The organism is Streptomyces sp. NPDC045846, assembly GCF_056431605.1.
Window position 1 is genome coordinate 154,941 of record NZ_JBWKKJ010000002.1, and the last position, 25,864, is coordinate 180,804.

The window sequence follows — 25,864 nt, forward strand, 5'->3', positions numbered from 1 at the left end:
GGGCATCGCGGGCGGGGCGTGCCCGGTGGGCGGCCCGGGGCGTGGCAGGCTCGCGGGCCACGACCGGGTCCGACCGGGAGGCGCCGACTCCGGACGGGCAGCGGTCCCGAGCCCCGAACGCCGCGAGCAGCAAAGGCCCCTCATGCGACTGCGCACTGCCCTCGTCACCGCGGTGGCGGCCGCCACGATCACCGCGCTCGCGGGGGTGGCCGCGGCCGACGACGGTGGACTTCCCCCCGGCCGCCACGACCTGGCGCCGCGCAAGCCGGTGGTCGCGGTGCCCGTCGACCCGCCGCTCCAGGTGAAGCTGCCCGTCTGCGCCAACCGCACCGGCTCCGCGTTCCCGCTCGACACGAAGATCCACGGCGGGCCCGCCGAGTACGTGCCCGGCGGCGGCAGCCGGGCCTGGTCCCTGGACCTCACCAACACCTCGGGCGAGAGCTGCGACAGCATCCACCCCGTCCTCGTCCTCGTCGACCGGGACCGCACCCTTAAGAACTCCCAGCTCACGATGGAGTTCGACGACCCGGCGACCGGCCGCAGCCACCCCGTGACGTTCCTCAGGACCGACGAGGACGAGCACATCGGCGTCTTCGACGACGGCTTCCCCGGGTTCGTCATCGGCCCCGGCAAGACCGTGACCGTGCCGGTGCGGCTCGGCTTCACCGACGACACCGTGCCCGGGCAGATCACCGCCAACGCCGCGATCGTGCAGCGCCGGGGCACCAACGGCCAGTGGGTGGGGGAGTCCGGCGACTACCGCTTCGACGTGGTGGCCGAGGGCGATCTGCTGCACGCGCTGGACACCGAGCTCGCCGCGACCGGCCGGGGCAGCGCCCTCGCCCGCCTCGGCCTCACCGCGGGCGTCCTCCTCCTGGCGGGCGCCGCCCTGCTGACCGCCTCCCGCAGACTCCGCACACCCCGCCGCTGAGACCGACCGGCTCCGCACGCCGGCCGCCTGCGACTGGCTTCGCGTGTGCCGGTCCGCATGTGCCGGTCGCCTGCGACTGGCTCGGCGTGCGCCGGTCCGCCTGTACCGGTCGCCCACGACCGACTCCGCGCGCCAGTCGCCTACGACCGGCCCCGCCCGACCGGTCCCGTGCGAACCGGTCCGTCCGACCGGTCCCGTGCGAACCGGTCCGTCCGACCGGCCTCCGTGCGAACCGGTCCGTCTGACCGGCCTCCGTGCGAACCGCCCCGCCCGACCGGTCCCGTGCGAACCGCCCCGCGTGACCGGCCCCCGGAGTACCCCGGCTGTTCACGTGCCCGTGCGAGCATCGGGCCCGTGGAAAACCCGAACGACTCCCTGAGCGGCACCTCGAACAGCGCCCCGGGCGGCACCCCGTACGACTCCCTGGCCGACACCCCGTACGACTCCCTGACCGGCTACCCGGAGAACCAAGCGCCCGGCGCCCCCATCCGCTCCGGCATCCCGGAGCACGGACGCATCCCCAAGTACTACGCCGTCAAGGCCCGAGTGGCCCTGCTCATCGACGAGTTGGGGGAGGGGGACCTGCTGCCGACCGAGCGCGATCTGGCCCTGCGCTACGAGGTCGCCCGGGAGACGGTCCGCCAGGCGCTGCGGGAGCTGCTGCTCGAAGGGAGGCTGCGCCGCCAGGGGCGCGGCACCGTGGTGGCCGGGGCCAAACTGGAGCAGCCTCTCTCGCTGGCCAGCTACACCGAGGGCGTGCGCCGCCAGGGCCGTACGCCGGGACGTCACCTCATCACCCTCGAACGCTTTCCCTGCCCGCCCGCGCTCGCCGCCGAGACCGGGCTCGGGCGGGGCGAGCCCGTCTGGCACATGGAGCGGGTGCTGCTCGCCGACGACGAGCGCATGGGTCTTGAGAGCACGTACGCGGCGGTGGCCCGGATGCCCGACCTGGACAAGGAGTTCAGGCCGGACTCCTCCTTCTACGCCTACCTGCGCGACCGGCTCGGCGTCACCCTCGGGGACGTCGACGAGCGCATCGAGACGGTGCTGGCCACGCCTCGCGAGGCGCTGCTCATCGGTACGCCGCCCGCGTTGCCGATGCTGCTCATTCATCGGGTTTCGCGGGATGCGGCGGGGTTGCCGCTTGAGCGGGTGCGGACGCTCTATCGGGGGGACCGGTTCTCCTTTACCACCCACCTTGGTGGGTAGCCCCGCCTCGACCGCGGGCGCCGGGGCCGTCTGCGCAGTTCCCCGCGCCCCTTGAAACCCCCTTTCGTCCGCGGGCCGTGCCTGCTTCTCGCGCAGTTCCCCGCGCCCCTAACCCCGTTCGACGTGCGGACCGTGCGTGGTTGCTCGCGCCGTTCCCCGCGCCCCTTGAAACCCGTTTTCGTCCGCCCGCCGTGCCCGCTTCTCGCGCAGTTCCCCGCGCCCCTTAGCGGCATGGTGCTGGTCAGCATCAGCATCTTTAGCCCGTCCGGCGTTTGAGGACGAGCGCCCTTTAGGCGCGATCGGGGGTCTGGGGGCGGAGCCCCCAGGAACGCCCTTCAACCCCCGGAGGGTTTAGGGAAGGGGCGGGGTGGGGCGAGATCACGGATGCATAACGGGTCTAGGCCAAGTTTGGGCGGTCGTTCACCGGCTCGTTGCTGGGTGGACCGGTGCGGGACACCGGTGCCGAGGAGCGTGACCGGCGTGAGAGTCATCGTCGTTGGAGCCGGCGTGGTGGGAACCATGCACGCCTGGCACGCAGTGGACCGCGGCCACGAGGTCGTACACATCGAGCGAGAGAGCGAGGCGCGCGGGGCATCGCTCCGCAACTTCGGCCAGATCTGGGTCAGCGGCCGGGCCGGGGGCGAGGAGCTGGACACCGCGCTGCGGGCCCGCGAGCTGTGGGAGGGGATCGGCGCACGCGTCCCCGGTCTCGGCTTCCGCCCCAACGGTTCGCTGACCCCGCTGCGCACCGGCCTCGAACTCGCCGTGGCCGAGGCCGCGTTGGCGCGGCCGGACGCCGCCGCCCGGGGCTACAAGCTGCTGACCGCCGACGAGGCCCGCGCCCTCAACCCCGCCCTGCGCGGCGACTTCGCGGCCGCCCTGTGGTGCGAGCGGGACGCCGCCGTCGAGCCCCGTACCGCTCAACTCGCCTTGAAGCAGGCCCTGTTGGCGTCCGGGCGGTACACCTTCCTGGGCGGGCGAGAGGTCCGCGACGTCGTCGGCGCCGGAGCCGTCCGTGACGACCACGGTGACGTGCACACCGGCGACGTCGTCGTGCTGTGCACGGGGGCGTGGCTCGGCGGGCTCGTCCGCGAGCTCGTGCCCGACCTGCCCGTGCGCCGCGTACGCCTCCAGATGATGCAGACCGCGCCGCTCGGCGAGCCCCTGACCACGTCCATCGCCGACGCCGACAGCTTCCGCTACTACCCGGCGTACGCGAGCGAGGCGCTCGACGCGCTCAACGCCGGGCAGGCGCAGGACCCGACCGCCGCCGCCCACAAGATGCAGCTCCTGATGGTGCAGCGCGCCGACGGCGGGCTGACCATCGGCGACACCCACGAGTACGAGCACCCCTTCGCCTTCGACGTCCTGGAGGAGCCGTACGAACACCTCGTCCGGGTCGTCGAGTCGTTCCTCGGGCGGCCCCTGCCCAAGATCCAGCGGCGCTGGGCCGGGGTCTACGCCCAGTGCACCGACACCTCGCGCGTCGTGCACCGCCAGCGGGTGCGGGACGGGGTGTGGCTGGTGACCGGGCCGGGCGGGCGCGGCATGACCTGCTCCCCGGCCATCGCCGAGAAGACCGCGAACGAGCTGGGCTGGTGAGGGAGTTGACCACGATGAACGCGTACAACCTGGTGGTGCTCGACATGGCGGGCACCACGGTCGCCGACGGCGGGCTCGTCGAGCGGGCCTTCGCGAGCGCCGCCGGGCGGCTCGGCGTCGAGCCGGGCTCCGCCGAGCACGCCACCATGCTCGACTACGTCCGCGCCACCATGGGCGAGTCCAAGATCTCCGTCTTCCGTCACCTCTTCGGCGACGAGGCCAGGGCGCGGACCGCGAACACCGCGTTCGAGGAGGCGTACGGCACGCTCGTCGACGGCGGGCTCATCGCCCCGGTGCCGGGCGCCCGCGAGGCCGTCGAGCGGCTGAAGGCCGAGGGCCGGACCGTCGTCCTGTCCACCGGCTTCGCCCGCGTCACCCAGGACGCCATCCTCGCCGCACTGGGCTGGCAGGACCTCGTCCCGCTCACGCTGTGCCCGGCCGACGCGGGCGGCCGCGGCCGCCCCTACCCCGACATGGTGCTCAGTGCCTTCCTGCGCACGGGTGCGGTGGACTCGGTGCGCGACATCGCGGTGGCCGGTGACACCTCGTACGACATGCTCAGCGGGGTGCGGTCCGGCGCGGGCGTCGTCGCGGGCGTGCTGACCGGCGCCCACGGCAAGGAGGCACTCGCCGGGGCGGGCGCCACGCACGTCGTCGGCTCTGTCGCCGAACTCCCCGATCTGATAGCAGAGTTGGAGGGCGGGAGGTGACCGGGGCCGCCCCGCGCAGCGGCATCCGCTTCGACGGCGTCAGCGTCGCCTACCACGGCAACGTGGTCCTCGACTCGCTCGACCTCACCGTCGAGCCCGGCGAGGTCATGGCCCTGCTCGGCCCGTCGGGGTCGGGCAAGACCACCGCGCTGCGGGCCGTCGCCGGTTTCGTCCAGCCGGCCCGGGGCCGGGTGTTCATCGGCGACCGCGACGTGACCCACCTGCCGCCCCACCAGCGCGGCATCGGCATGGTCGTCCAGCAGTACGCGCTCTTCCCGCACATGCGGGTCGAGGACAACGTGGCGTTCGGCCTCAAGGCGCGGAAGGTCCCCAAGGGGCAGATCCCCGGCCGGGTCGCCGAGGCCCTCGCCATGACCGGCATGGACGCGTACGCCAAGCGCTACCCGCGCGAGCTCTCCGGCGGCCAGCAGCAGCGCGTCGCCATCGCCCGCGCGCTCGCCATCCGCCCCGACGTCCTCCTCCTCGACGAGCCGCTCTCCGCGCTCGACGCGCAGCTGCGCTCCGGCATGCTGACCGAACTCGCCCGTCTGCACCGCGAGTTGCCCGACGTCTCCCTCCTGTACGTCACCCACGATCAGGTCGAGGCGCTCACCCTGGCCGACCGCATCGCCGTCATGGACAAGGCCCGCCTCCAGGACTGCGGAACCCCGCAGGACCTCTACCGGCGGCCGCGCACGGAGTTCACGGCGTCGTTCGTCGGCAACGCGAACCTCCTGCCCGTGCGGGTCGGGGCCGGGTCCGTGCTGTTCGGGGACACCGAGCTGTCCGTCGCCACCGACGAGGCCGCCTGGGGCGCGATGGCCACGCTGTGCGTGCGGCCGCACCTGGTCGGGCTCGGGGCGGGGCCCAACGCGCTGCGCGGGAGGATCGCGGAGGTTCAGTGGCGGGGGGCCACGCACCGGCTGTACGTAGAGGTCGCCGGGCACCGTGTGAAGGCGGACGTCCGCGAGCTCCGGGTCACCCCGGCCCTGGGCGACGAGGTCACCCTGCACTTCGCCCGCGAGGACGCGGTGCTGCTGACCGCGGGGGTGTCGGATGGCTAGGCGCGGCCCGGCGGTACTGGGCAGCGCCCCCGCGCCGGGGGCGGCACCCAGCGGCCCCGCCCCGCGGAACGACACGCCGCGGCAGGGCGGAATGCGTCAACTTCCCACCTATGCATGGGCGTTGCCGCCGGTGGCCGTGCTCGCCGCCGTCTTCCTCTACCCGCTCGTCCTCGTCGTCCAGCAGTCCCTCTCCCCGGACTCGGGGGGAACCTCCCTCCAGCCGTACGCCGACGTCTTCGGCTCCGCCGCGTTCCGGGACGCGCTCGCCACCACCGTCTGGCTCGCGGTCGGCGCGACCGCCGGGTGCCTCGTGCTCGGGTTCGTGCTCGCGCTCGTCATCGCGTTCGTGCCGTTCCCCGGCGGGAAGGCCGTCGCGAAGTTCATCGACGTCTTCCTCTCCTTCCCGTCCTTCCTGATCACGCTGGCCCTGCTGTTCATCTACGGCACGGTCGGCATGGCCAACGGGCTGTGGACGGACGCGACCGGCGCGCACAGCGGGCCCTTCCAGTTCCTGACCACCCCCTGGGGCGTGCTGCTCGCGGAGATCACGTACTTCACGCCCTTCGTGATGCGCCCGCTGCTCGCCGCGTTCTCCCAACTCGACACCGCCCAGCTGGAGGTGGCGTCCTCACTCGGCGCGCGGCCCGCCAGGATCGTCCGGCGGGTGATCCTGCCCGAGGCGCTGCCCGCCCTCGCGGCCGGCGGCTCGCTCGTCCTGGTGATGTGCCTCAACGAGTTCGGCATCGTGCTGTTCACCGGCGCCAAGGGGGTCACCACGCTCCCCATGCTCGTCTACAGCAAGGCGATCCTGGAGTCGGACTACCCGGCCGCCTGTGTCGTCGCCGTCGTCAACATCGCGATTTCCGTGGGCCTCTACGGCCTCTACCGGGTGGTGAGCCGTCGTGTTGGTGCATAGCCGGGGCGGCCGCTGGGCCACCTGGACCGTCTTCTTCGTGCTGTTCCTGCCGGTCTTCGCGCTGCCGCTGCTCGTCATCGTGGCCGCGTCGTTCGCGACCAGCTGGTCGAGCGCCTTTACCTCCGGGTTCACCACCGGCCACTACGCGGCCGCCACCAGCGGCGACTCGCTCCAGGCGCTCACCACGAGCCTGGTGACGGCCCTCGCGGCGAGCGTCCTCGCGCTGACGGTGGGCTCGTGGGCCGCCCTCGCCGCGGCCGCGCTCAAGAAGGGCGGGCGACGGTTCATGGACGCCCTGTTCGTGCTGCCGGTCGCCGTGCCGTCGGTGGTCGTCGGCCTCGCGGTGCTCGTCGCGTTCTCCAAGCCGCCGGTGCTGCTCAACGGGACGCGCTGGATCGTGATCCTGGCGCACACCATCTTGGTGATGGCGTTCGCCTACCAGTCGGTCTCGGCCGCCATCGTGCGTCTCGACCCGATGTACGAACAGGCCGCCGCCAGCCTGGGCGCCCGGCCGCACGTGGTGCTGTGGCGCGTGAGGCTGCCGCTCCTGCTGCCGTCCCTGACCGCGGCCGCCGGGCTCTGCCTCGCCCTGTCCATGGGCGAGTTGAGCGCCACCATGATGCTCTACCCGCCGGACTGGACCCCGCTGCCGGTGCAGATCTTCGCGGCCACCGACCGCGGCTCCCTCTTCACCGGAGCGGCCGTCGCCGTGGTGCTGATGGGCACCACGCTGCTCGTCCTGCTCGCCGTCTCCCGCATCCGCACCAGAGCCTCCTTCCGCTGACCCGGAACGCCACCGGCCAGCAACCCCGCAGACCCAGCCGAGCCCTGCCGACCCGAGAACCTCAGGAGCCCCGAACGTCATGCCCAGAAACACCCTCACCGCACTCAAGCCGATCGCCGCCGTCACCGGCAGCCTCGCCCTCGCCGCCACCCTCTCCGGCTGCGGCGGCGACTCCTCCGCCGACTCCGGCGCGAAGACCGTCACCGTCTACAGCGCCGACGGCCTCAAGGGCGAGAAGGGCGACGGCTGGTACGACAAGGTCTTCAAGGACTTCGAGGCGAAGACCGGCATCAAGGTCAAGTACGTGGAGGGCGGCTCCGGCGAGATGGTGCAGCGCGCCGTCCGCGAGAAGTCCAACACCCAGGCGGACCTCCTCATCACCCTGCCGCCGTTCATCCAGCAGGCGCAGGGCAAGGGGCTGCTCCAGAAGTACGTGCCGGCCGGCGCCGACAAGGTCGACGGCGGCGCCAAGTCGCCCGATGGCATGTGGACTTCGGTCGTCAACAACTACTTCGGGTTCATCTACAACAAGAAGGAACTGAAGGACGCGCCCAAGAACTGGGACGACCTCCTGGAGACCAAGTACAAGAACAGGATCCAGTACTCCACGCCGGGCGTCGCGGGCGACGGCACCGCCCTGGTCATCAAGGCCATGCACGACTTCGGCGGCAAGGAAGCCGCCATGGAGTACCTGCACAGGCTCCAGGCCAACAACGTGGGGCCGTCCGCCTCCACCGGCAAGCTCGCGCCCAAGGTCGACAAGGGCGAGCTGCTCGCCGCCAACGGCGACGTGCAGATGAACTACGCCCAGGCCAAGACCATGCCCAACCTCGGCATCTGGTTCCCGGGCACCGCGAGCGGCACCAAGCCGTCCTCCTTCGGACTGCCGTACGCGGCCGGCCTGGTCAGCAAGGCCCCGCACAGCGCGAACGGCAAGAAGCTCCTCGACTACATGCTGAGCGAGGACGCCCAGAAGGAGGTCAGCGCGATCGGCGGTGGCTTCGCGGCGCGCACCGACATCAGGGCCACCGACGCCAACGCGGTCGCGCTCGGAAAGCTGATGCAGGGCGTCGACGTCTTCCAGCCCGACTGGATGGACATCGCCAAGAACCTCCCCGAGTACGTGGACGCGTGGAAGAGCGCCACCGCGAGCTGACCGGTCCCGATCGGTGATCGACCGGGCCGGGATCGACGGATCCTGACTAGGCTGGGGGCGCCGGCAACGCACAGCGCGGTGCGCCGGCGCCCCCAGCTCATCGCTCAGCAGCGCGAAGACCGCGCCGAACGCAGGAGTCCGCACCCATGGCAGAGCGCAAGCCGATCGAATCCTGGCTCACCGACATGGACGGTGTCCTCATCCACGAGGGCACCCCCATCCCCGGTGCGGACGCCTTCCTGAAGGGCCTCAAGGAGTCCGGGAAGCCGTTCCTGGTGCTCACCAACAACTCCATCTACACCCCGCGCGACCTCCAGGCTCGCCTCTCGCGCATGGGGCTGCAGGTGCCGGTCGAGAACATCTGGACCTCGGCGCTCGCCACCGCGAAGTTCCTCGACGACCAGCGCCCCGGCGGCACCGCCTACGTCATCGGCGAGGCGGGCCTGACCACCGCGCTGCACGACATCGGGTACGTCCTGACCGACCACGAGCCCGACTACGTCGTCCTGGGCGAGACCCGTACGTACAGCTTCGAGGCGCTCACCAAGGCGATCCGGCTCATCAACGGCGGGGCCCGGTTCATCTGCACCAACCCGGACGAGACCGGACCGAGCCAGGAGGGCCCGCTGCCCGCCACCGGCGCCGTCGCCGCCCTGATCACCAAGGCGACCGGCAAGAAGCCCTACTTCGCGGGCAAGCCCAACCCGCTGATGATGCGCACCGGCCTGAACGCGATCGGCGCGCACTCCGAGACCAGCGCCATGATCGGCGACCGGATGGACACGGACGTGCTCGCGGGCCTGGAGGCGGGCATGCAGACCTTCCTGGTCCTGACGGGGCTGACCCGGCCGGACGACGTGGAGCGGTACCCGTTCCGGCCGTCCAAGATCGTCGACTCGATCGCGGACCTGGTGAAGCTGATCTGACCTCCGGCCCGGGCGGGCCGTTGGTCCGTCCGGCCGAGCCGCCACGCCCTCGGGATGCGGAATGCGGCGCCACGCGTGAATCTCGGTTACAGGAGGTTCACGATGCGCATCCGTCCCATCACATTGTGTGCGGCCGTGGCGGCCGCCGCCCTGACCGTGCTGCCCGCGTCCCCCGCGGTGGCAGAGTCCGAGCCGCACGGATCGGTGCGGGTGACCCCGAGCACCACGGCCCCCGGCGGGGAGGTGGACCTGCGGGTCAGCGTGTGCAGCGGCCGCGAGGCGACCGGCACCTCCGACGCCTTCGTGTCGGAGGCCCGTTTCACGCCCGCGGCCGACGGCGGCCTCTTCGCGCAGGCCCGCATCCGCTCGGACGCGCAGGACCGCGACTACGACATCTGGGTCAACTGCAAGGACAGCTCCGGCAAGGCGAGCGGCCGGCTCACCGTGGTCCACGGCGACTCGCACCGCGACGGGGACCACGACCGCGACCACTCCCGGCCCACCCCGTTCCGGCCCGTGCACGCGGGCGGCGGAGGTGCGGCGAACCTCGCCGCGGACGGCGCCAAGGAGCAGGGCCCGGGCGTGCGGCACGAGGTGATCGGTCTCGCGCTCGCGGCCGTCGCGGCGGTGGCCGTGGCCTCGCGCAGCGTACGGCGCCGACGCGGCGGCGGCGACTGAGATGTCCTCGGCACGGGGCAGTGGGCGGCTGGTCACCGGCCTCGCCTGGGCCGTGCTGCTGCTCGGCCTGTGGCTGTGGGGCCGGGACGTCTCGGGCGGTTCGGGCAGTACGTCCGGGCCCATCACGGGCGACATCGCGGCCGTCGGCCGGCCGCTCGGCGCTCCGCTGCCGCCCGCGCACGACCCTTTGCGGGGTGCGGCGCCGCGGCGCGTGGAGATCCCCTCCATAGGCATCGCCGCGCCGGTCGTGCCGCGCGGCCTCGACGCCGAGGGCGCGGTGGACCCGCCGCCCTACGACCGGCCCGGCACCGTCGGCTGGTTCGACGGCGGGGCCCGGCCCGGCGAGGCGGGCGCGGCCCTGCTGGTCGGCCACGTCGACACCGAGAGCAAACCGGCCGTCTTCTACGGCCTGAGCGCGGCCCGCGCCGGTCAGCGGGTCAAGGTGACCGCCGCCGACGGCACGGTCGCCGAGTTCACCATCGACGACGTCCAGGTCTTTCCCCGCAGCCACTTCGACGCGGCCAAGGTGTACGGGCCCCGGCAGCGGGGCCGCGCCGAGCTGCGCCTGATCACCTGCGGCGGAACGTACGACCGCAGGACGAAGGCCTACACCGCCAACGTGGTGGTCTCGGCCTATCTGACCGACGCGAGGGAAGCGGCCCCTTCGAAGCCGCCGAAGCCCTGAACGCGCGGCGCGGGTGGCCGAAACCGGGCTCCGGACGGCCGCCGGGCACCTGGCCCGGCCGACGGCCCGCTCCCCCCGGAGCCGCCGGCCGGGCTGGTCCTCGACCGCGCGGGCACGGGCTGCGGGAGAAGCCCGGCACTACCGCGGGAGGTTCAGTGGGGTCGAGAGGTCGTGGGGCGAACGGGGCTGCGGCCGACACCCCCACTCTAGAACCGATGCGCGTCCCGGGCCTAGGTATGGATAACGCCAAGTCGCCTTGTGGCTGCGCTGTGTTGAGGGTCGGGTGCGGTGACGACCCCGGCCGGGGCGCGCCTCATCGCTCCAACCTCCGTGCTGTGTATGCCGGTTGGGCGCTGATCGCGGCCCTATCGCTGTCGGCCACGGGCTGCGGGGGCGCCGGTGAGGGGGCGACGCCCGCCGCGAGCCCGACCCCCTCCGGAGCGGTCCAACAGGCCGATGAGGCGAGCCCGTTCTGGGTGAACCCCCACACCAACGCGGCGCGCCAGCTGGCCGCGTACACGCGGGCCGGTGACGGCGCGAAGGCCGCGCTCATCAAGAAGATCGCCGAACAACCGGTGGGCGAGTGGATCGCCGGGAACGACCCCGAAGCGGCCGTGCGCGGCTTCACCGAGGCGGCGGCGAGGCAGGGCCGCACGGCGCTGCTCGTCCTCTACAACATCCCGCACCGCGACTGCGGCCAGTTCTCCAAGGGCGGCGCCCCCGACAGCGAGGCCTACCGGAACTGGGTCGACCAGGTCGCCCGGGGTATCGGACAGCGTCCCACCATGGTGGTCCTGGAGCCGGACGCCGTCCTGCACCTGGTGGACGGCTGCACCCCGGCCGCCTTCCACGAGGCGCGGTACGCCCTGCTGAAGGGCGCCGTCGAGCGGCTCAAGCGCCAGCCCACCACCAAGGTGTACGTGGACGCGGGCAACGCCGGGTGGCGCTCGCCGGGGGCCCTGGACGAGCCGCTGCGGCGGGCCGGGATCGAGAGGGCTGACGGGTTCGCGGTCAACGTGTCCAACTTCCAGACGACCGGGGCGAGCCGGGAGTTCGGCGAGCGCCTCTCGGAGAAGGTCGGCGGCAAGCACTTCGTGATCGACACCAGCCGCAACGGCAACGGCCCCTACACCGGGGGCGACCCGGGCGAGAACTGGTGCAACCCGCCGGGCCGGGCGCTGGGCGAGCGGCCGACGAGGCGGACGGGGGGCGGCGCGGTCGACGCCTATGTGTGGGCGAAGCGGCCCGGCGAGTCGGACGGCCCGTGCAAGGGCGGGCCCCCGGCGGGCGCCTGGTGGCCGGAATACGCCCTGGCGCTCGCGGCCAACTCGCGCTGAGCGATCCCGCCGGGCGGGAACGACCGAGGCCCCCTCGCGCTGGGCGAGGGGGCCTCGGTGGTGCGTGCGCCGCCAGGGACTCGAACCCCGGACCCGCTGATTAAGAGTCAGCTGCTCTAACCAACTGAGCTAGCGGCGCCTGCTGACCTGGAAAACATTACCGGACTCCAGAGGGTGGTTTTGACCAGCGCCACGCTGTCAGATGTTCGTTTTATCCCTTTCGTTCCGTCAAAATGCGACGAGTTAGGACAACCGGGGCGCCGCTCTCCGTGCGGCAGCCCGTAAAAGATCTTCGAAGTCTCCGAGAACGGAACGAACGGGAGGGGATGCGGATGAAGGCCAGTACGCCCGGGCCGGTGTTCGAGGACTACGAGCCCACGGGGGAGTGCGGCTGCCCCGGCTGCGCCGACCGCAGGCGGTCGCGGCTGCTCCCGGTGCGCGACGGCGGCCTTCCCGCGGCGAACGGCGGCGCGCGCCGGGCGCTGGTGGCGGCCACCGCGGCCTCGATGGTGCTCGGCGGCGGCACGGTGGCCGCGGCCGCGCCCGCCCCGCTGCCCGAGGGAACCGGCGCCAACACCGCCGCCGACCCCGGCCCGCCCACCGAACAGGGCGCCCGGACCGGACTGCACGGAGCACCCGGCCAGGCCGCGGTCGCGCCCACCAGGCTGCGGCCCATCACCCGGGCCGAGATCATCAACCGGGCCAAGGTCTGGGTGGCCGCGTCCGTCCCGTACAACATGGAGGCGTACTGGACGGACGGGTACCGGCAGGACTGCTCGGGCTATGTGTCCATGGCCTGGGACCTCGGCACCAACGAGTGGACGGGGAGCCTGGACCGGTTCGCGGTGCGGGTGACCCGCGACGAGCTCCAGCCCGGCGACATCCTGCTCTTCCACAACCCGACCAACCCCACCAAGGGCTCGCACGTCGTGATCTTCGGCGGCTGGACCGACTACACGCACACCTACTACACCGCCTACGAGCAGACCCCGCCCGGCACCCGCAAGCAGGCCACCCCGTACGCGTACTGGAAGAACTCGGCGAGCTACCTGCCCTACCGGTACAAGGGGCTCGCCACCGGCAGCGGGGGCGGGGAGCCGGGCACCGACAGCGAGGGGAACGAGTTCCCGGGCGCTGACAAGTTCGGGCCCGGCGCCGACAACAGCTACGTCACCCGTCTCGGCCAGATGCTGATGCGGCGCGGCGGAAGCCGCTTCTACACCGAGGGCCCGGGGCCCCGCTGGGGCTCGGCCGACCTCAACGCGACCCGCGCCTTCCAGCAGGCCCAGGGCTGGACCGGCGCGGACGCCGACGGCATCCCGGGCGCGCGCACCTGGGCGCTGCTCGTGCAGGGAACCGGCAAGGACATCGCCCCCGCCACGCCCGCGCCGCCCCCGGCCCCGGGCGGACCCGGGCCCGCGCGGCCCGCCTACCCCGGCCTGAGCCACTTCCGGCCGGGCCAGGACAACCCGTACGTCACCCAACTCGGCCGGCAGCTCGTGAAGAAGGGCTTCGGCACGTACTACACCTCGGGCCCCGGGCCGCGCTGGGGCGAGGCGGACCGGCGCAACGTCGAGGCGTTCCAGCGGGCCCAGGGCTGGTCGGGCGCGGAGGCCGACGGCTACCCGGGCCCCGAGACCTGGCGGCGGCTCTTCGCATGACGGAGGCAAGGACGAGCATGCAGACCCCCATCGAAGGCGCCGACGCGCCCCGTGACCCCGCGTTCGGCGGGGACGCCGGGCGCAGGGTGGCCGTGATCCGCAGCGAGAACACCGCCGAGATCCCGGTCCACCTGCTGTTCCGCGACGACACCGGCCCCAACCCGGTCGTCCCCGCCGTCGCCCCGGCAGCAACCCCGCGCCCCGGGCCGAGGCCGCCCCGGCAGGCCGGGACCCGCCCGGTCGTCAAGCCCCCGGCCAGACCCGCGACCCCGGTCGACCCGCACATCGCGGAACGGCCCGGCCCGGTGCTGCCAGGCCGCGCGGCCCTCGCCGCCGGGGTCCTCGCGCTCGCCGGATGCGGGGCCGTCCTGTGGTGGGCGGGCGTCCTGCCCCGGCGGGTCACCGCGCCGCTGCGGCTGCCCGCGTACCCGTACCACGGGATCGCCCTCGAACAGTGGGGGCTGCTCGCCCTCGGGCTGAGCGGGGCGGTCCTCGCCTTCGGCGGGCTCTGCCGCGGTCACGTCGGCCACGCCTGGGTGCTTTCGCTGTTCGGCGACTACCGCGGCAGCGTGCGCCGCACCGGTCTGGTGTGGATGAGCCCGCTGCTGCTGCGCCGCAGCGTCGACCTGCGCCTGCGGCACTGGCGCAGCGAACCGATGGACGCGGTCGACGCGAACGGCACCGCGCTGCGGGTCGTGGTCCTGGTGGTGTGGCGGATCCGGGACACCGCGCGGGCCACGCTCGCCGTCGCCGACCACGAGACGTATCTGCGCCAGCAGGTCGAGGCGGCGATGGCCCGGGTCCTCTCGCAGCTCCCGGCCGACGCCTTCCACGAGGACGCGCCCACCCTGCGCGACGCGGAGGCCGTCGGCGACGCGCTGACCCGGATGCTGAAGGCGGAGGCGGAGCCGGTCGGCATCGAGCTGTACTCGGCGCAGCCGACCGGCATCGAGTACGCGCCCGAGGTGGCGGCGGCGATGCGCAGACAGCGGATCGCGGCGATCGACGCCCGCCACCGCGACCAGGTGCTGACCTCGGTGGTCGACGCGGTGGACGACACGGTGCGCCGGCTGACCTCACGCGGTCTGGTGGAGCTCGACGACTACGAGCGCAAGGCCCTGGTGAAGGACCTGACGGTCGCCTTCTGCACGGGACGGGGCGCCGGAGAGAGCCTCTGAGCGGGCCGCGGCCGATCTCGTACGGGGCCTGGACATGACCAAGTCCCGTCCATAGTCTGGGAGTTGGTCTAGACCGGAACATGAAATACCGCACGCGTGCAGCTCCATCCAAGGAACTCCCCCACGTTCTCCAGGAGTGGTCAGCATGCGACACAAGCAGCGGCTCGGTGCCGCTGTGGTGGGGCTCGCCGTCGTCGGCGCGTCCCTGCTCGCGACCGGCAGTGCGAGCAGCCACGGCTACACCGACCAGCCCATCAGCCGACAGAAGCTGTGCGCCAACGGCACCGTCACCGACTGCGGCGAGATCCAGTGGGAGCCGCAGTCCGTCGAGGGCCCCAAGGGCTTCCCGGCCGCCGGTCCCGCCGACGGGACGATCTGCGCGGGCGGCAACGACCGGTTCGCCGAGCTGGACGACCCGCGCGACGGCACGGGCTGGCCCACGACACAGCTGACGGGCGGTCAGACCTACACGTTCCGCTGGCAGTTCACCGCCCGCCATGCGACGACCGACTTCCGCTACTACCTCACCAAGCAGGGTTGGGACCCCACCCAGCCGCTGACCCGGGACGCGCTCGACACCCGGCCGTTCCTCGTCGTGCCCTACGGCGGCAAGCAGCCACCGGGCACCCTCTCGCAGCAGGGGACCGTCCCCACCGGCCGCACCGGCCACCACGTCATCCTCGCCGTGTGGACGATCGCCGACACCGGCAACGCCTTCTACGCCTGCTCGGACGTTCAGTTCTGACGCTCCGTCAACTACGGTGCGGCGCCATGACCGCCATGTCCGAAGTCGCGTCGACCGTGTCGGAGTACGTACAGCGCCAGTGGGGCGACGGGCGCAGGGGACTGCGGTACGGCGGCCTGGAGCTCACCCACCACCAGGTCGCCGCGGGCTCCGCCGCCCGCGCCGCGCTCCTCGCCGAGCTGCTGCCCCGGGGTGTCGAGCCGCACCTCGGGGTCCTGCTCGACAACACCCCCGAGTTCCCGCTCTGGCTCGGCGCGGCGGCCCTTGCCGGGGCCGCGGTCGCGGGCATCAACCCCACCCGGCGCGGCCCCGAGCTGGCCCGCGACATCCTGCACACCGAGTGCCGGATCCTGGTCACCGGACGCGTACACCTTCCCCTGCTCGACGGGCTCCACCTGCCGGGCGTACGCGTCCTGGTGACCGGCACCGAGGAGTACGAGCGGCTCCTCGCCCCGTACGCGGACGCCCGGCCCGGCGAGTGCGCGGTCGGTCCGGTCGGCCCGGCCACCCGCCTGCTGCTGTACTTCACCTCCGGCTCCACCGGCGCCCCCAAGGCCGCGATCTGCACGCAGGGCCGGCTGGCCGCCGCGGGCGAGGCCCTGGTGAGCCACTTCGGTCTTGGCCCGGACGACGTGCACTACATCTGCATGCCGATGTTCCACGGCAACGCGGTGATCGCCAACTGGGCCCCGGCCCTGACCTCGGGCGCCACCATCGCCCTGCGGGACCGCTTCTCGGCGTCCGGATTCCTCGACGACGTACGGGCCTACGGCGCCACGTACTTCACCTACGTCGGCCGGGCCGTCCACTACGTGCTGGCCACGCCCGCCCGGCCCGAGGACCGCGCGCACCGGCTGCGGCTCGGCTTCGGGACCGAGGCGGGCGCGGTCGACGCGGACCGGTTCGCGCGGCGGTTCGGCGTGGAGCTGGTCGAGGGGTACGGGTCGTCCGAGGGCGGCGCCGCGATCCAGCGCACCCCGGGCACCCCGCCGGGCGCGATAGGAAAGCCCGCGCCGGGCGGCGACCTCGCGGTGGTCGACCCGCAGACGGGCCGCGAGTGCGAGCGGGCCCGCTTCGACGAGGCGGGCCGCCTCCTCAACGGGACTCGTGCGGTGGGGGAGTTGGTGAACCGGGGCCCGAACCCCTTCGAGGGCTACTGGCGCAACCCGGCGGGCGACGCGGAACGCCGCCGGGGCGGCTGGTACTGGACGGGCGACCTGTTCTTCCGCGACGAGGACGGCTTCCTCTACTTCGCGGCCCGCGCGGACGACCGCCTGCGCGTGGACAGCGAGAACCTGGCCGCCGCGCTGATCGAGAACATCCTGGCGAGGTGGGAGCCGGTCACGGGCGCCGCGGTGTACGCGGTGCCGGATCCGGTCACCGGCGACCAGGTCATGGCCGCCCTGTCCCTGCCGGACCAGCCCTTCGACCCGGCCGCCTTCCTCGGATTCCTGGGCGCTCAAAGGGACTTGGGCACCAAGATGGCGCCGCGCTTCGTGCGGGTGATGGCGCGCCTCCCGGTGACGGCGACCAACAAGGTGCACCGGGCGGTGCTGCGCGAGGAGGGGTTCTGGTCCGGGGGAGAGGTGTGGTGGCGGCCGCCCGGCGAGGCCGCGTACCAGCTCCTGTCGCCGGTCGACGTCACGCGGCTGCGCGAGCAGTACGCGGCGCACGGCAGGGCCGCGGTGTTCGGCGCGGAAGCGGGCGGAGGGGCGGGACGGCCGAAAGGGCCCGGGCCCGGGGCACCTGATCGCGCGGGCGGGTGAATCACCGGCCAGGGTCCCCCGGCACCCCGCCCGGCGATGGGTGGATGGGCCCGTGAACTCCCGCCTCCTGCCCACCGCCCTCGCCCTGGCCTCCGCACTGTTCGCCACCCCGGTCGCCGCCGCCCGCCCCGCGCCCCCCGGGGCGGCCGCCCGCTTCCACGAGTACGTAGCCCTCGGCGACTCCTGGTCCGCGGACGTCACCGTGCTCGGCATCGACCCCACCTACGCCCCCACGGGCTGCGCCCAGAGCACCTGGAACTACCCCAAGCAGGTCGCCGCCCGGCTCCGGGTGAGGGCGTTCCGGGACGCGACGTGCGGAGGCGCCACCACCGCCGAGATGACCAGACCGCAGAACGTCGGCCGCGTACCGCTGCTCGCGCAGGGCGTGAACCCGGCCCAGTTCGACCGGCTGACGCCCACCACCGACCTGGTCACCGTCGGCATCGGCGGCAACGACGTGGGGCTCGCGGACGTGGTGCCCGGCTGCGTCAACCCGCTGCCCGCCCCGCTGGCCGCCCCGTGCCGGAACAGGTTCACCGGCCCCGACGGCAGCGACCTGGTGTCGCGGCGGATCGCCGCCACCCGGCCCCGGATCGCCAAGGTGCTCGCGGGCATCCACCGGCGCTCGCCCCGGGCCACCGTGCTGGTCGTCGACTACCTGGCCGGGGTCGCCGCCGACCACGGCTGCTATCCGCGGGTCCCGATCCTCGACCAGGACCTGACGTGGCTCGGCGCCCGCCTCAGGGAGCTGAACGCCATGCTCGCCTCCGCCGCCGAGGAAGGCGGGGCCGAGTTCGCCGACACCTATCGGGGAAGCGTCGGACACGACATCTGCGAGCCCGCCGGTACGCGGTGGGTCGAGGGCCTGGTGCCGGTGTCCAGCGACCCGCCGGGGCCCGCCGTCCCGTTCCACCCCAACCGCCTGGGCGCCGACCACCAGGCCGCCACGGTGCTGTCCGCGCTGGGGAGTTGACCCCCGCGGGAAAGCCCCGGAGGGCCGGTCATCGGTGAGATGACCGGCCCTCCGGCCGCGCGGGGGAGCGGTACGGGTTCACGCCGCCGGTTCCGCGACGCGGGTCGGAGCGATGCCGCCGCCCTCGTCCTCGGCGCCCCGCGCCTGCTCCTCGGCCTGGGCCTTGGCCGCCGCGGCCGGGCCCCGCAGCATCCCGGCCGCCAGCACCGCGGCGACGAGCAGGACCGCGGTGCCGCCGACCGCCGCGTACCGCATGCCGTCCACGAAGGCCTCCTGGGCGAGGGAGACAAGGGCCCGGTCGGCGCCGGCGACGGCCGCGCCCAGGGTCTCGCGGGCGGCTGCGGGCGCCGAGTCCGGCAGGTCGGAGCGGTAGACCGCGGTGCCGATCGACCCGAGCACCGCCATGCCGAGCGCCCCGCCGAACTCCTGCCCCGTTTCGAGGAGCGCGGCCGCCGAGCCCGCCTTCTCGGTGGGCGCCGAACCCAGCGCCATGTCGGAGACCAGGGCCATCACGGTCACGATGCCCATGCCGATGACCGCGGTAGCGGCCAGCACTGTCCACAGCGAGTCGGTCCCGGCGAGCGCCAGGAGCGCGTATCCGGCGGCGCCGAGCACGCAGCCCGCGGCGATGACGTAGGCCCGGTTCACCTTCTGTGCCACGGCGGTCGCGATGGGGGCGGCCGCGCCGATGGTGAGCGAGGGGGCGACGCTCCACAGCGCGGCCCGCAGCGTGCTCATGTCGAGGACGGACTGGAGGTACTGGGTGGTGAAGTAGGCCGAGCCCATCATCGCGAAGGCTGCGATGGTGTTGAGGGAGATCGCGGCGCCGAACCCGCGGCCGGGGCGGAACAGTTCACGGCTGATCATCGCGTCGCGCCGGGTGAGCTGACGGCGTACGAAGACCGCGCCGACCAGCAGGCCCGCCGCCACACAGAGCGCGTTCGGCGCGGAGAGGCCGTCGGCCGCGAACTCCTTGAGGCCGTACACCACCGGCAGCACCGCGCCCATCGACAGCGGAACGCTCAGCAGGTCGAACTTCCCGGGCGCCGGGTCCTTGGCCTCCGGGACCAGCACCGGCGCGAGGACCAGGAGCAGCACCATCGCGGGCACGTTGATCAGGAAGACGGAGCCCCACCACAGGTGCTCCAGCATGATCCCGCTCATCACCGAGCCGAGCGCGATCCCGCCCGCCATCGCGCCGGACCAGATGCCGATGGCCCGGCCGCGCTCCTTGTCGTCGCGGAACATGGTGCGGACCAGGCCCATCGTCGAGGGCATCAGGGTGGCTCCGCCGAGGCCGAGCAGGGCCCGGGACGCGATGAGCATCTCGGCGCTGGTGGCGTACGCGGCGGTCACCGAGGCGATGCCGAAGGCGGCGGCGCCGAACAGGAGCAGCTTGCGGCGGCCGATCCGGTCGCCGAGCGAGCCCATCGTGATCAGCAGCCCGGCGAGCGCGAAGGCGTACACGTCGATGATCCACAGCTGCTGGGTGGCGGACGGGGCGAGCTCGCGGTTGATGGAGGGGAGCGCGAAGTAGAGGACGGAGACGTCCATCGAAACGAGGAGGAGGGGCAGCAGGAGGACCACGAAGGCGGTCCATTCCCGGCGCCCGGCGCGGAGGCGGGCCCCGCCGGTGGTGCTCGCTGTGGTGCTCGTCGAGTGCGTCATGGCAAGAAATGTACGAGCGTCTTAAACGCTTGTCTAGTACTTACGTTTAAGACGTACGTATAAATCTCTGGGCACGCGGGTGCGCCGATGGGTCGGTGGGTGATCCGTGCGGGAGTCGCTCTTGGGCGGGGCCGCCGCGGGCACGAAAAAGCCCCCCGCTTTCGCGAGGGGCTTTCTCCGTCTGTGCGCCGCCAGGGACTCGAACCCCGGACCCGCTGATTAAGAGTCAGCTGCTCTAACCAACTGAGCTAGCGGCGCCTGCTGACAGAGAAAATACTACCTGGTCCTCCGGGGTGCTCATGACCACCCCGGGGCCGGGCCGCGAGGGCGGTCAGATGGCCAGCGAGAGCACCACCGGGGCGGCCCGGCGGTTGAGGGTGTCGGCCGCGGCGCGCAGCCGGTGGGCGTGCTCGATCGGCATCGACAGGGCCAGGCAGCCGACGGCCGAGCCCGCGGTCAGCGGCACGGCCGCGCAGACCGTGCCCACCGCGTACTCCTGGAGGTCGAGCACCGGCACGGTGGCGGGCTGGCTGTCGAGCTTGGAGAAGAGGACCTTCTCGCTGGTGATCGTCCGGGAGGTGAGCCGGGCGATCTTGTGGCGCGAGAGGTGGTCGCGGCGGCCGTTCTGGTCGAGCTGGGTCAGCAGGCACTTGCCGACCGCGCTCGCGTGGGCCGCCGACTTGAAGTCGACCCACTCGTTCACCTTCGGCGCGGTCGGCCCGTCCGCGTACTGGGTGATCTTGACCTCGCCGTCGATGTAGCGGCTGATGTAGACGGCCGCGCCCACCGAGTCGCGCAGCGACATGAGGGTGTCCTGGAGCTTGGTCTCCAGGGCCTGCTGGCGGGCGGCGCCCGAGCCGAGCAGGACCATCGAGTCGCCGATCACATAGGCGCCGTCGGCCACCTGCTCCACGTATCCCTCGCGCCGCAGCATGAGCAGCATGGAGGTCAGATGGGCGGTGGGCAGGCCCGTCTCCCGCGCGACCTGGACGTCGGTCACGCCCCCGCCGTGCCTGGAGATCGCCTCCAGGACCCGCAGGACGTACTGCACCGAATGGAACGGCGCGGTCGGCTCCGGCTTCAGCGCCACGGTTTCCCCCTAGCAGGTCGAACTGCGAAGGTGGCAGGTCTGCCGTTCCACGATAGCCGCCAAGACCCGTTTCCGGTGGGGGTGTTGACAAGATTGGTGGCGCGCTCCAGGGCTCTGTCCTGGGACGCGCCACCGTGGCATATGCCAGAGTCACGATCTGGGGGCGCTCGGATGGCCGGAACGTGAGGTCAGCGTCGCGCACGGCGCGTGCTCAGGCGATCGCGCCGAGGAACTCCCTCGTACGCTCGTGCTCCGGTGCGCCGAAGATCTGCTCCGGCGGACCGGACTCGATGACCTTGCCCGCGTCGAACATCATCACCTCGTCCGAGATGTCCCGCGCGAAGCTCATCTCGTGCGTGACGCAGAGCATCGTGATGTCGGTGGTCCGGGCGATGTCGCGCAGCAGGTCGAGCACGCCGGCCACCAGCTCCGGGTCGAGCGCGGAGGTCACCTCGTCCAGGAGCAGCACCTCGGGCCGCATCGCGAGCGCCCGCGCGATGGCGACGCGCTGCTGCTGCCCGCCGGACAGCTGCGCGGGCTTCGCGTCCCGCTTCTCGTCCAGGCCCACCAGGTCGAGCAGTTCGCGCGCCCGCGCCTCGGCCTCGTCGGCGCTCATGCCGAGCACCCGCACCGGCGCCTCGGTGATGTTGCGCAGCACGCTCATGTTGGGGAACAGGTTGAACTGCTGGAAGACCATCCCGATCTTCTTGCGGGCCTCCCGGCGCTCCTTCTCACCGGCCGGGTGCAGCCGGGTCCCGTTGACCTGGATGATGCCGGAGTCGGGCGTCTCCAGGGTCATGAGCAGCCGCAGGATCGTGGTCTTGCCGGAGCCCGACGGGCCGATCAGGGTGACGTGCCTGCCCTTGCGGGCGGTGAAGCAGAGGTCGTCGAGGACGGTGTTGTCGCCGAAGCGCTTGGTCACGTTCTCGAAGCGGATCAGCTCGGCGCCGGTCTTCTCGCGGACGGGGGTCTCGGTCTGGGTTTCAGCGGACAAGGCGGCGCTCCAGGGCTCGTACGAACAGCGAAGCCGGATAGGCGATGAGGATGAAGGCGACGCCGACGACGGTCAGCGGCTCGGTGTACTGGAAGGTGCTCGCCCCCGCCAGGCGGGCCTGCTGGAGCATCTCCAGGACGCTGATCCCGGCGAGCAGCGGGGTGTCCTTCAGCATGGAGATGACGTAGTTGCCGAGCGCGGGCGCGATGCGGCGGACCGCCTGCGGCAGGATCACCGCGAACCAGGTGCGGTGCGTGGGCAGGCTCAGCGCGGTCGCCGCCTCCCACTGGCCCCTGGGCACGGCCTCGATGCCGGCCCGGTAGACCTGCGCGGTGTACGTCGAGTAGTGCAGGCCGATGGCGAGGACGCCGGTGGTCAGCGCGGAGAACTTCACGCCCCACTCCGGCAGCACGAAGAACAGGAAGAACAGCTGCACCAGCAGCGGCGTGGTGCGGACGAACTCCGTGAACAGATGGACGGGCCAGCGCACGAAGCGGGTCGGGGCCCGGAAGGCCAGCGCCCACACCAGGCCCAGGCTGAAGGAGATGAGCGAGCCGAGCGCCAGGATCTGGAGCGTGGTGAGCACGCCGTCCCAGAAGCGCGGCATGAAGTCCCAGACGGCGGACCAGTCCCAGGTCATCGGAGGTCACCTCGCGCTGTCGTGCCGCCCACGGCGACGGGCTTCTTCGCCTGCACGGCCGGGGAGCCGCCGCCCGGGGGCGCGGTGCCCACCCCGAGGTTCGCCTTGGTACGGCGTTCGAGCGCCTTCATCCCGCGGGTGATGCCGAAGGCGAGCACGAAGTAGATGAGCAGGGTGACGGAGTAGATCTGCGCGCTGTCCTGCGTCGCGAGCCGCACCAGGTACGCGGCGAACGACACGTCGCCCACGCCGAGCAGCGAGACCAGGGCGGTCCCCTTGAGCAGCTCGATCAGCAGGTTGCAGAACGGCGGCATCATCTCCGGCACCGCTTGCGGCAGCAGGACGAGGCGCATCCGCTGCCACGGCGTGAAGCTGAGCGCGATGCCCGCCTCGCGCTGGGCGGGGGCCACCGCGTTCAGCGCGCCGCGCACGATCTCCGCGCCGTATGCACCGTAGGAGAGGCCGAGCGCGAGGACCGCCGCCCACATCGGGACCAGCTGCCAGCCCGCGAGCGGCGGCAGCACGAAGAACAGCCAGAACATCAGCACCAGGGCCGAGGTCCCGCGGAAGATCTCCGTGTACGCGGCCGCCAGGAACCGGACCGCGCGGGAGCGGTGGGTGCGGGCGATGCCCACGCCGAAGGCGACGGCCGCGGCCAACGCGGCGCTGTACACCGTCAGTTGGACCGTGATCCAGATTCCCGGCAGCACCCAGTGCTGCCACAGTCCCGCCGTCATCGGCACAGCTCCTTGGCGGTCAAAGTGGTCATCTCGTCCTGCGTGAAGCCGAAGGGCTTCAGGATCCGGAACAGCTCGCCGCTCTGCTTCATGCGGTGGATCTCGGCGTTGAAGGCGTCGCGCAGCTCGCCGTCGGTGGGCCTGAAGCCGAAGCCGCCGCCGTCGATCTTCTTCTTGCCGTCGACGACCGCCGCGAACGGCTGGGTGGCCTCGGCCTTCGCGCTCTTCTTCACGACCTCCCGCACGGTGAGGGAAGTGCCCGCGAACACGTCCACCCGGCCCGACTCGACCGCGTTCAGGCCCGCCACCTGGTCCTGGAGGATGACGATGTCGCCCTCGGGGTAGCCGGCGGCGGTGGCGTGGCCGATCTCGGCGTAGCCGGTGCCGGTCGCGAACCGCGCCTTGGCGCGGACCACGTCCTCGTAGCTGTGCAGGTTCTTCGGGTTGCCCTTGCGGACGATGAACGCGTCCAGCATCTGGTACTCGGGGTCGGCGAACAGGACCTGCGCGCAGCGTTCCTTGTTGATGTACATCCCGGCGGACACGACGTCGAACTGCTGGGAGTTGAGCCCGGGGATCAGCGAGGAGAAGTCGGTGGCCACGGGCTGGACGCGGTCGATGCCGAGCCGCTTGAAGATCACCTTGGCGAGTTCGGGTGCCTCGCCGGTGAACTCGCCCTGCTCGTTCACATAGCCGTACGGAACCTCACCGGCGATGCCGAGGCGCACCGTCCCCTGCGACTTGAGGCGGGCGAGGGCGCCGCCCTGGGGGACGCGGGAGCAGGCGGCGGCGCCGGTGAGCGCGACGGCGGCGGCGCCGGTGAGCAGGGTTCGCCTGGGTATGGAGGGTCTGGGGCGTGAGGTAGCTCGGGCCATGGCGGCGCGGCTACCCCCCTTTATCCAGCCCATGCCCCCCATTTTTCGGGGCGCCGCCCGGCGCCGCCCGCTGGATTCAGCCCGTCGGGTGCTCCCCGAACGCAGCGGCGGCCCGCAGCGCCACCTCGTCCCGGTGGCGCGCCGCGATCAGCTGGAGGCCGATGGGAAGGCCGTCCGCGTCCGTGCCGACCGGGACCGACACCGCCGGCTGCTGGGTCAGGTTGAACGGGTAGGTGAACGGCGTCCACCCCGTCCAGCGGTGCGGCCCGGGGCCCGCCGGTGTCTCCCGGCCCGCCGTGAAGGCGGTGATCGGCAGGGTGGGCGTCGCCAGCAGGTCGTAGCGCTGGTGGAAGCGGGCCATCCGGCGGCCCAGTCCGGTGCGGGCGGTCTGCGCGGTCAGGAGCTCCAGGGCGGACAGCCGGGCGCCCTGCGCGGCGATCTCGCGCAGCCCCGGGTCGAGCAACTCCCGCTGTCGTGCGTTCAGTTGGGCGACGAGATGGGCCGCCCCCGCGTTCCACAGGGTGTGGAAGACGTCCACCGGGTCCGCGAAGTCGGGGTCGGCCTCCTCCACGTACGCCCCGAGGTCGGCGAGGCGGGCCATCGCGGCCCGTACCGCCGCGGCCACCTCGGGGTGCACCGCCACCTGTCCGCCGAAGGAGGGCGAGTAGGCGACCCGCAGCCCCTTGACGCCCGCCGCCGGGTCCTCGGGAAGGGCCGCCGCGTACGACAGGGCCGGGGGTTCGAGCGCCGTGGGGTCGCGCCAGTCCGCGCCGCTGATCACGTCGAGGAGCAGGGCCGCGTCCGCCGCGTCCCGGGCGATGGGGCCCACGTGCGAGAGCGCGCCGAAGGCGCTGGCGGGGTGCAGCGGGACCCGGCCGTACGTCGGCTTGAGGCCGAGCACCCCGCAGAACGAGGCCGGGATGCGGATCGAACCCCCGCCGTCGGTGCCGAGCGAAAGCGGCGCCGCCCCCGCCGCGACCGCCGCCGCGCTGCCGCCACTGGAGCCGCCCGCCGTGCGCGTCGCGTCGTGCGGGTTGCGGGTGACGCCGGTGCGGGGTGAGTCGGTGACGCCCTTCCAGCCGAACTCGGGGGTCGTCGTCTTGCCGACCAGGACCGCGCCGTGCTCGCGCAGCCGGGCCACCGCCGGAGCGTCCTCCTCCCAACTCCCGTTCGCGGACACGGTGTTGGACCCTCTCAGGGTCGGTCCGCCCGCCTGGAGGAGCAGGTCCTTCACCGACACCGGCACCCCGTCGAGGAGCCCCTGCGGCTCCCCGGCGTGCCAGCGTTCGGTGGCGGCGCGGGCCTGGGTCAGGGCCGCCTCGGTGTCGACGCGCACGAACGCGTTCAGGCGGGGTTCCACGGCCTCGATCCGGGCCAGTACCGCCCGGGTCGCGTCGAGGGGGGAGAAGGTGCCCGCCCGGTAGCCGGACAGAAGTTGACGTGCCGTCAGATCGGTGAGTTCGCTCGGCTCGGTCATGAACGATGTCGTACCCACCTTTCCGCCCCGCCACGTGACCGGGTGGCGCGGGCTTTCGCACC

Annotated in this window: 23 protein-coding genes, 2 tRNA genes and 1 pseudogene; 17 read left to right on the forward strand and 9 right to left on the reverse strand. The window is 72.7% G+C overall.

Going from position 1 to position 25,864, the window contains the following annotated elements:
- Positions 1 to 142 precede the first annotated feature (142 nt).
- The 12 genes from AC07F3_RS05730 (at position 143) to AC07F3_RS05785 (ending at position 11,998) form a co-directional block, all read left to right on the forward strand.
- Positions 143 to 931: a hypothetical protein gene (locus AC07F3_RS05730; RefSeq protein WP_479110837.1), complete on the forward strand. Its 789-nt coding sequence runs from the start codon at positions 143 to 145 to the stop codon at positions 929 to 931.
- Between the two features lie 447 nt (positions 932 to 1,378).
- Positions 1,379 to 2,140 (forward strand): GntR family transcriptional regulator, encoded by a 762-nt coding sequence (locus AC07F3_RS05735; RefSeq protein WP_479111886.1) that lies wholly within the window; start codon positions 1,379 to 1,381, stop codon positions 2,138 to 2,140.
- 480 nt (positions 2,141 to 2,620) lie between these two features.
- Complete coding sequence (locus AC07F3_RS05740; RefSeq protein ID WP_479111888.1) at positions 2,621 to 3,742, forward strand: TIGR03364 family FAD-dependent oxidoreductase; 1,122 nt, start codon at positions 2,621 to 2,623, stop codon at positions 3,740 to 3,742.
- 14 nt (positions 3,743 to 3,756) lie between these two features.
- On the forward strand, positions 3,757 to 4,452 hold the full coding sequence (locus AC07F3_RS05745) for an HAD family hydrolase (RefSeq protein WP_479110839.1): 696 nt from the start codon (positions 3,757 to 3,759) through the stop codon (positions 4,450 to 4,452).
- Positions 4,449 to 5,516 (forward strand): ABC transporter ATP-binding protein, encoded by a 1,068-nt coding sequence (locus AC07F3_RS05750; RefSeq protein WP_479110841.1) that lies wholly within the window; start codon positions 4,449 to 4,451, stop codon positions 5,514 to 5,516. The genes AC07F3_RS05745 and AC07F3_RS05750 overlap by 4 nt, the downstream gene beginning before the upstream one ends.
- 91 nt (positions 5,517 to 5,607) lie before the next feature.
- On the forward strand, positions 5,608 to 6,432 hold the full coding sequence (locus tag AC07F3_RS05755; RefSeq protein ID WP_479110843.1) for a 2-aminoethylphosphonate ABC transporter permease subunit: 825 nt from the start codon (positions 5,608 to 5,610) through the stop codon (positions 6,430 to 6,432).
- The gene (locus tag AC07F3_RS05760; protein ID WP_479110845.1) at positions 6,419 to 7,216 is read left to right on the forward strand and encodes an ABC transporter permease; all 798 of its coding nucleotides are present in this window, start codon (positions 6,419 to 6,421) and stop codon (positions 7,214 to 7,216) included. Before AC07F3_RS05755 ends, AC07F3_RS05760 begins: the two co-directional genes overlap by 14 nt.
- Before the next feature lie 79 nt (positions 7,217 to 7,295).
- A complete protein-coding gene (locus AC07F3_RS05765; protein WP_479110847.1) occupies positions 7,296 to 8,372 on the forward strand; it encodes a 2-aminoethylphosphonate ABC transporter substrate-binding protein in 1,077 nt (358 codons plus the stop codon).
- A 146-nt stretch (positions 8,373 to 8,518) separates the two neighbouring features.
- Positions 8,519 to 9,298, forward strand: coding sequence for an HAD-IIA family hydrolase (locus AC07F3_RS05770; protein WP_114036685.1), 780 nt, complete (start codon positions 8,519 to 8,521; stop codon positions 9,296 to 9,298).
- Between the two features lie 102 nt (positions 9,299 to 9,400).
- Complete coding sequence (locus AC07F3_RS05775) at positions 9,401 to 9,976, forward strand: hypothetical protein (RefSeq protein WP_479110849.1); 576 nt, start codon at positions 9,401 to 9,403, stop codon at positions 9,974 to 9,976.
- 1 nt (position 9,977) lies between these two features.
- Positions 9,978 to 10,661 carry a class F sortase gene (locus tag AC07F3_RS05780; RefSeq protein WP_479110850.1) on the forward strand — a complete coding sequence of 228 codons (684 nt, stop codon included), beginning with the start codon at positions 9,978 to 9,980 and terminating at the stop codon, positions 10,659 to 10,661.
- A gap of 236 nt (positions 10,662 to 10,897) precedes the next feature.
- Entirely contained in the window at positions 10,898 to 11,998 is a 1,101-nt protein-coding gene (locus tag AC07F3_RS05785) for a glycoside hydrolase family 6 protein (protein WP_479110852.1), read from the forward strand.
- A gap of 65 nt (positions 11,999 to 12,063) precedes the next feature.
- Here AC07F3_RS05785 and AC07F3_RS05790 read toward each other — a convergent pair.
- Positions 12,064 to 12,137 (reverse strand) — tRNA-Lys (locus AC07F3_RS05790).
- Between the two features lie 193 nt (positions 12,138 to 12,330).
- Between AC07F3_RS05790 and AC07F3_RS05795 the strand changes: the two genes are divergently transcribed.
- The 5 genes and pseudogenes from AC07F3_RS05795 (at position 12,331) to AC07F3_RS05815 (ending at position 18,321) form a co-directional block, all read left to right on the forward strand.
- Positions 12,331 to 13,659, forward strand: a complete 1,329-nt coding sequence (locus AC07F3_RS05795) for a peptidoglycan-binding protein (protein WP_479110855.1) — start codon at positions 12,331 to 12,333, stop codon at positions 13,657 to 13,659.
- Positions 13,587 to 14,837 (forward strand): annotated as a pseudogene (locus AC07F3_RS05800) (SPFH domain-containing protein); the annotation flags it as partial. The gene AC07F3_RS05795 and the pseudogene AC07F3_RS05800, both read left to right, overlap by 73 nt.
- Positions 14,838 to 14,982: 145 nt before the next feature.
- Positions 14,983 to 15,582, forward strand: a complete 600-nt coding sequence (locus AC07F3_RS05805; protein ID WP_479110856.1) for a lytic polysaccharide monooxygenase auxiliary activity family 9 protein — start codon at positions 14,983 to 14,985, stop codon at positions 15,580 to 15,582.
- A gap of 26 nt (positions 15,583 to 15,608) precedes the next feature.
- Positions 15,609 to 17,348: an AMP-binding protein gene (locus AC07F3_RS05810; protein WP_479110857.1), complete on the forward strand. Its 1,740-nt coding sequence runs from the start codon at positions 15,609 to 15,611 to the stop codon at positions 17,346 to 17,348.
- Positions 17,349 to 17,400: 52 nt separating this feature from the next.
- The gene (locus tag AC07F3_RS05815) at positions 17,401 to 18,321 is read left to right on the forward strand and encodes an SGNH/GDSL hydrolase family protein (protein ID WP_479110859.1); all 921 of its coding nucleotides are present in this window, start codon (positions 17,401 to 17,403) and stop codon (positions 18,319 to 18,321) included.
- Positions 18,322 to 18,399: 78 nt separating this feature from the next.
- Here AC07F3_RS05815 and AC07F3_RS05820 read toward each other — a convergent pair whose 3' ends face one another.
- The 8 genes from AC07F3_RS05820 to AC07F3_RS05855 all read right to left on the reverse strand — a co-directional run bounded on the left by AC07F3_RS05820 (position 18,400) and on the right by AC07F3_RS05855 (position 25,802).
- The gene (locus AC07F3_RS05820; RefSeq protein WP_479110860.1) at positions 18,400 to 19,989 is read right to left on the reverse strand and encodes an MFS transporter; all 1,590 of its coding nucleotides are present in this window, start codon (positions 19,987 to 19,989) and stop codon (positions 18,400 to 18,402) included.
- 184 nt (positions 19,990 to 20,173) lie between these two features.
- Positions 20,174 to 20,247 (reverse strand) — tRNA-Lys (locus AC07F3_RS05825).
- Between the two features lie 73 nt (positions 20,248 to 20,320).
- Positions 20,321 to 21,079, reverse strand: coding sequence for an IclR family transcriptional regulator (locus AC07F3_RS05830; protein ID WP_479110862.1), 759 nt, complete (start codon positions 21,077 to 21,079; stop codon positions 20,321 to 20,323).
- Between the two features lie 211 nt (positions 21,080 to 21,290).
- Entirely contained in the window at positions 21,291 to 22,073 is a 783-nt protein-coding gene (locus AC07F3_RS05835) for an amino acid ABC transporter ATP-binding protein (RefSeq protein WP_479110864.1), read from the reverse strand.
- Positions 22,063 to 22,713, reverse strand: coding sequence for an ectoine/hydroxyectoine ABC transporter permease subunit EhuD (ehuD, locus tag AC07F3_RS05840; protein ID WP_479110866.1), 651 nt, complete (start codon positions 22,711 to 22,713; stop codon positions 22,063 to 22,065). Before ehuD ends, AC07F3_RS05835 begins: the two co-directional genes overlap by 11 nt.
- Positions 22,710 to 23,450 (reverse strand): ectoine/hydroxyectoine ABC transporter permease subunit EhuC, encoded by a 741-nt coding sequence (gene ehuC, locus AC07F3_RS05845; RefSeq protein WP_479110868.1) that lies wholly within the window; start codon positions 23,448 to 23,450, stop codon positions 22,710 to 22,712. The genes ehuD and ehuC overlap by 4 nt, the downstream gene beginning before the upstream one ends.
- On the reverse strand, positions 23,447 to 24,325 hold the full coding sequence (gene ehuB / locus AC07F3_RS05850) for an ectoine/hydroxyectoine ABC transporter substrate-binding protein EhuB (protein WP_114036697.1): 879 nt from the start codon (positions 24,323 to 24,325) through the stop codon (positions 23,447 to 23,449). The genes ehuC and ehuB overlap by 4 nt, the downstream gene beginning before the upstream one ends.
- Positions 24,326 to 24,401: 76 nt before the next feature.
- Positions 24,402 to 25,802: an amidase gene (locus tag AC07F3_RS05855; RefSeq protein ID WP_479110870.1), complete on the reverse strand. Its 1,401-nt coding sequence runs from the start codon at positions 25,800 to 25,802 to the stop codon at positions 24,402 to 24,404.
- Positions 25,803 to 25,864 lie beyond the last annotated feature (62 nt).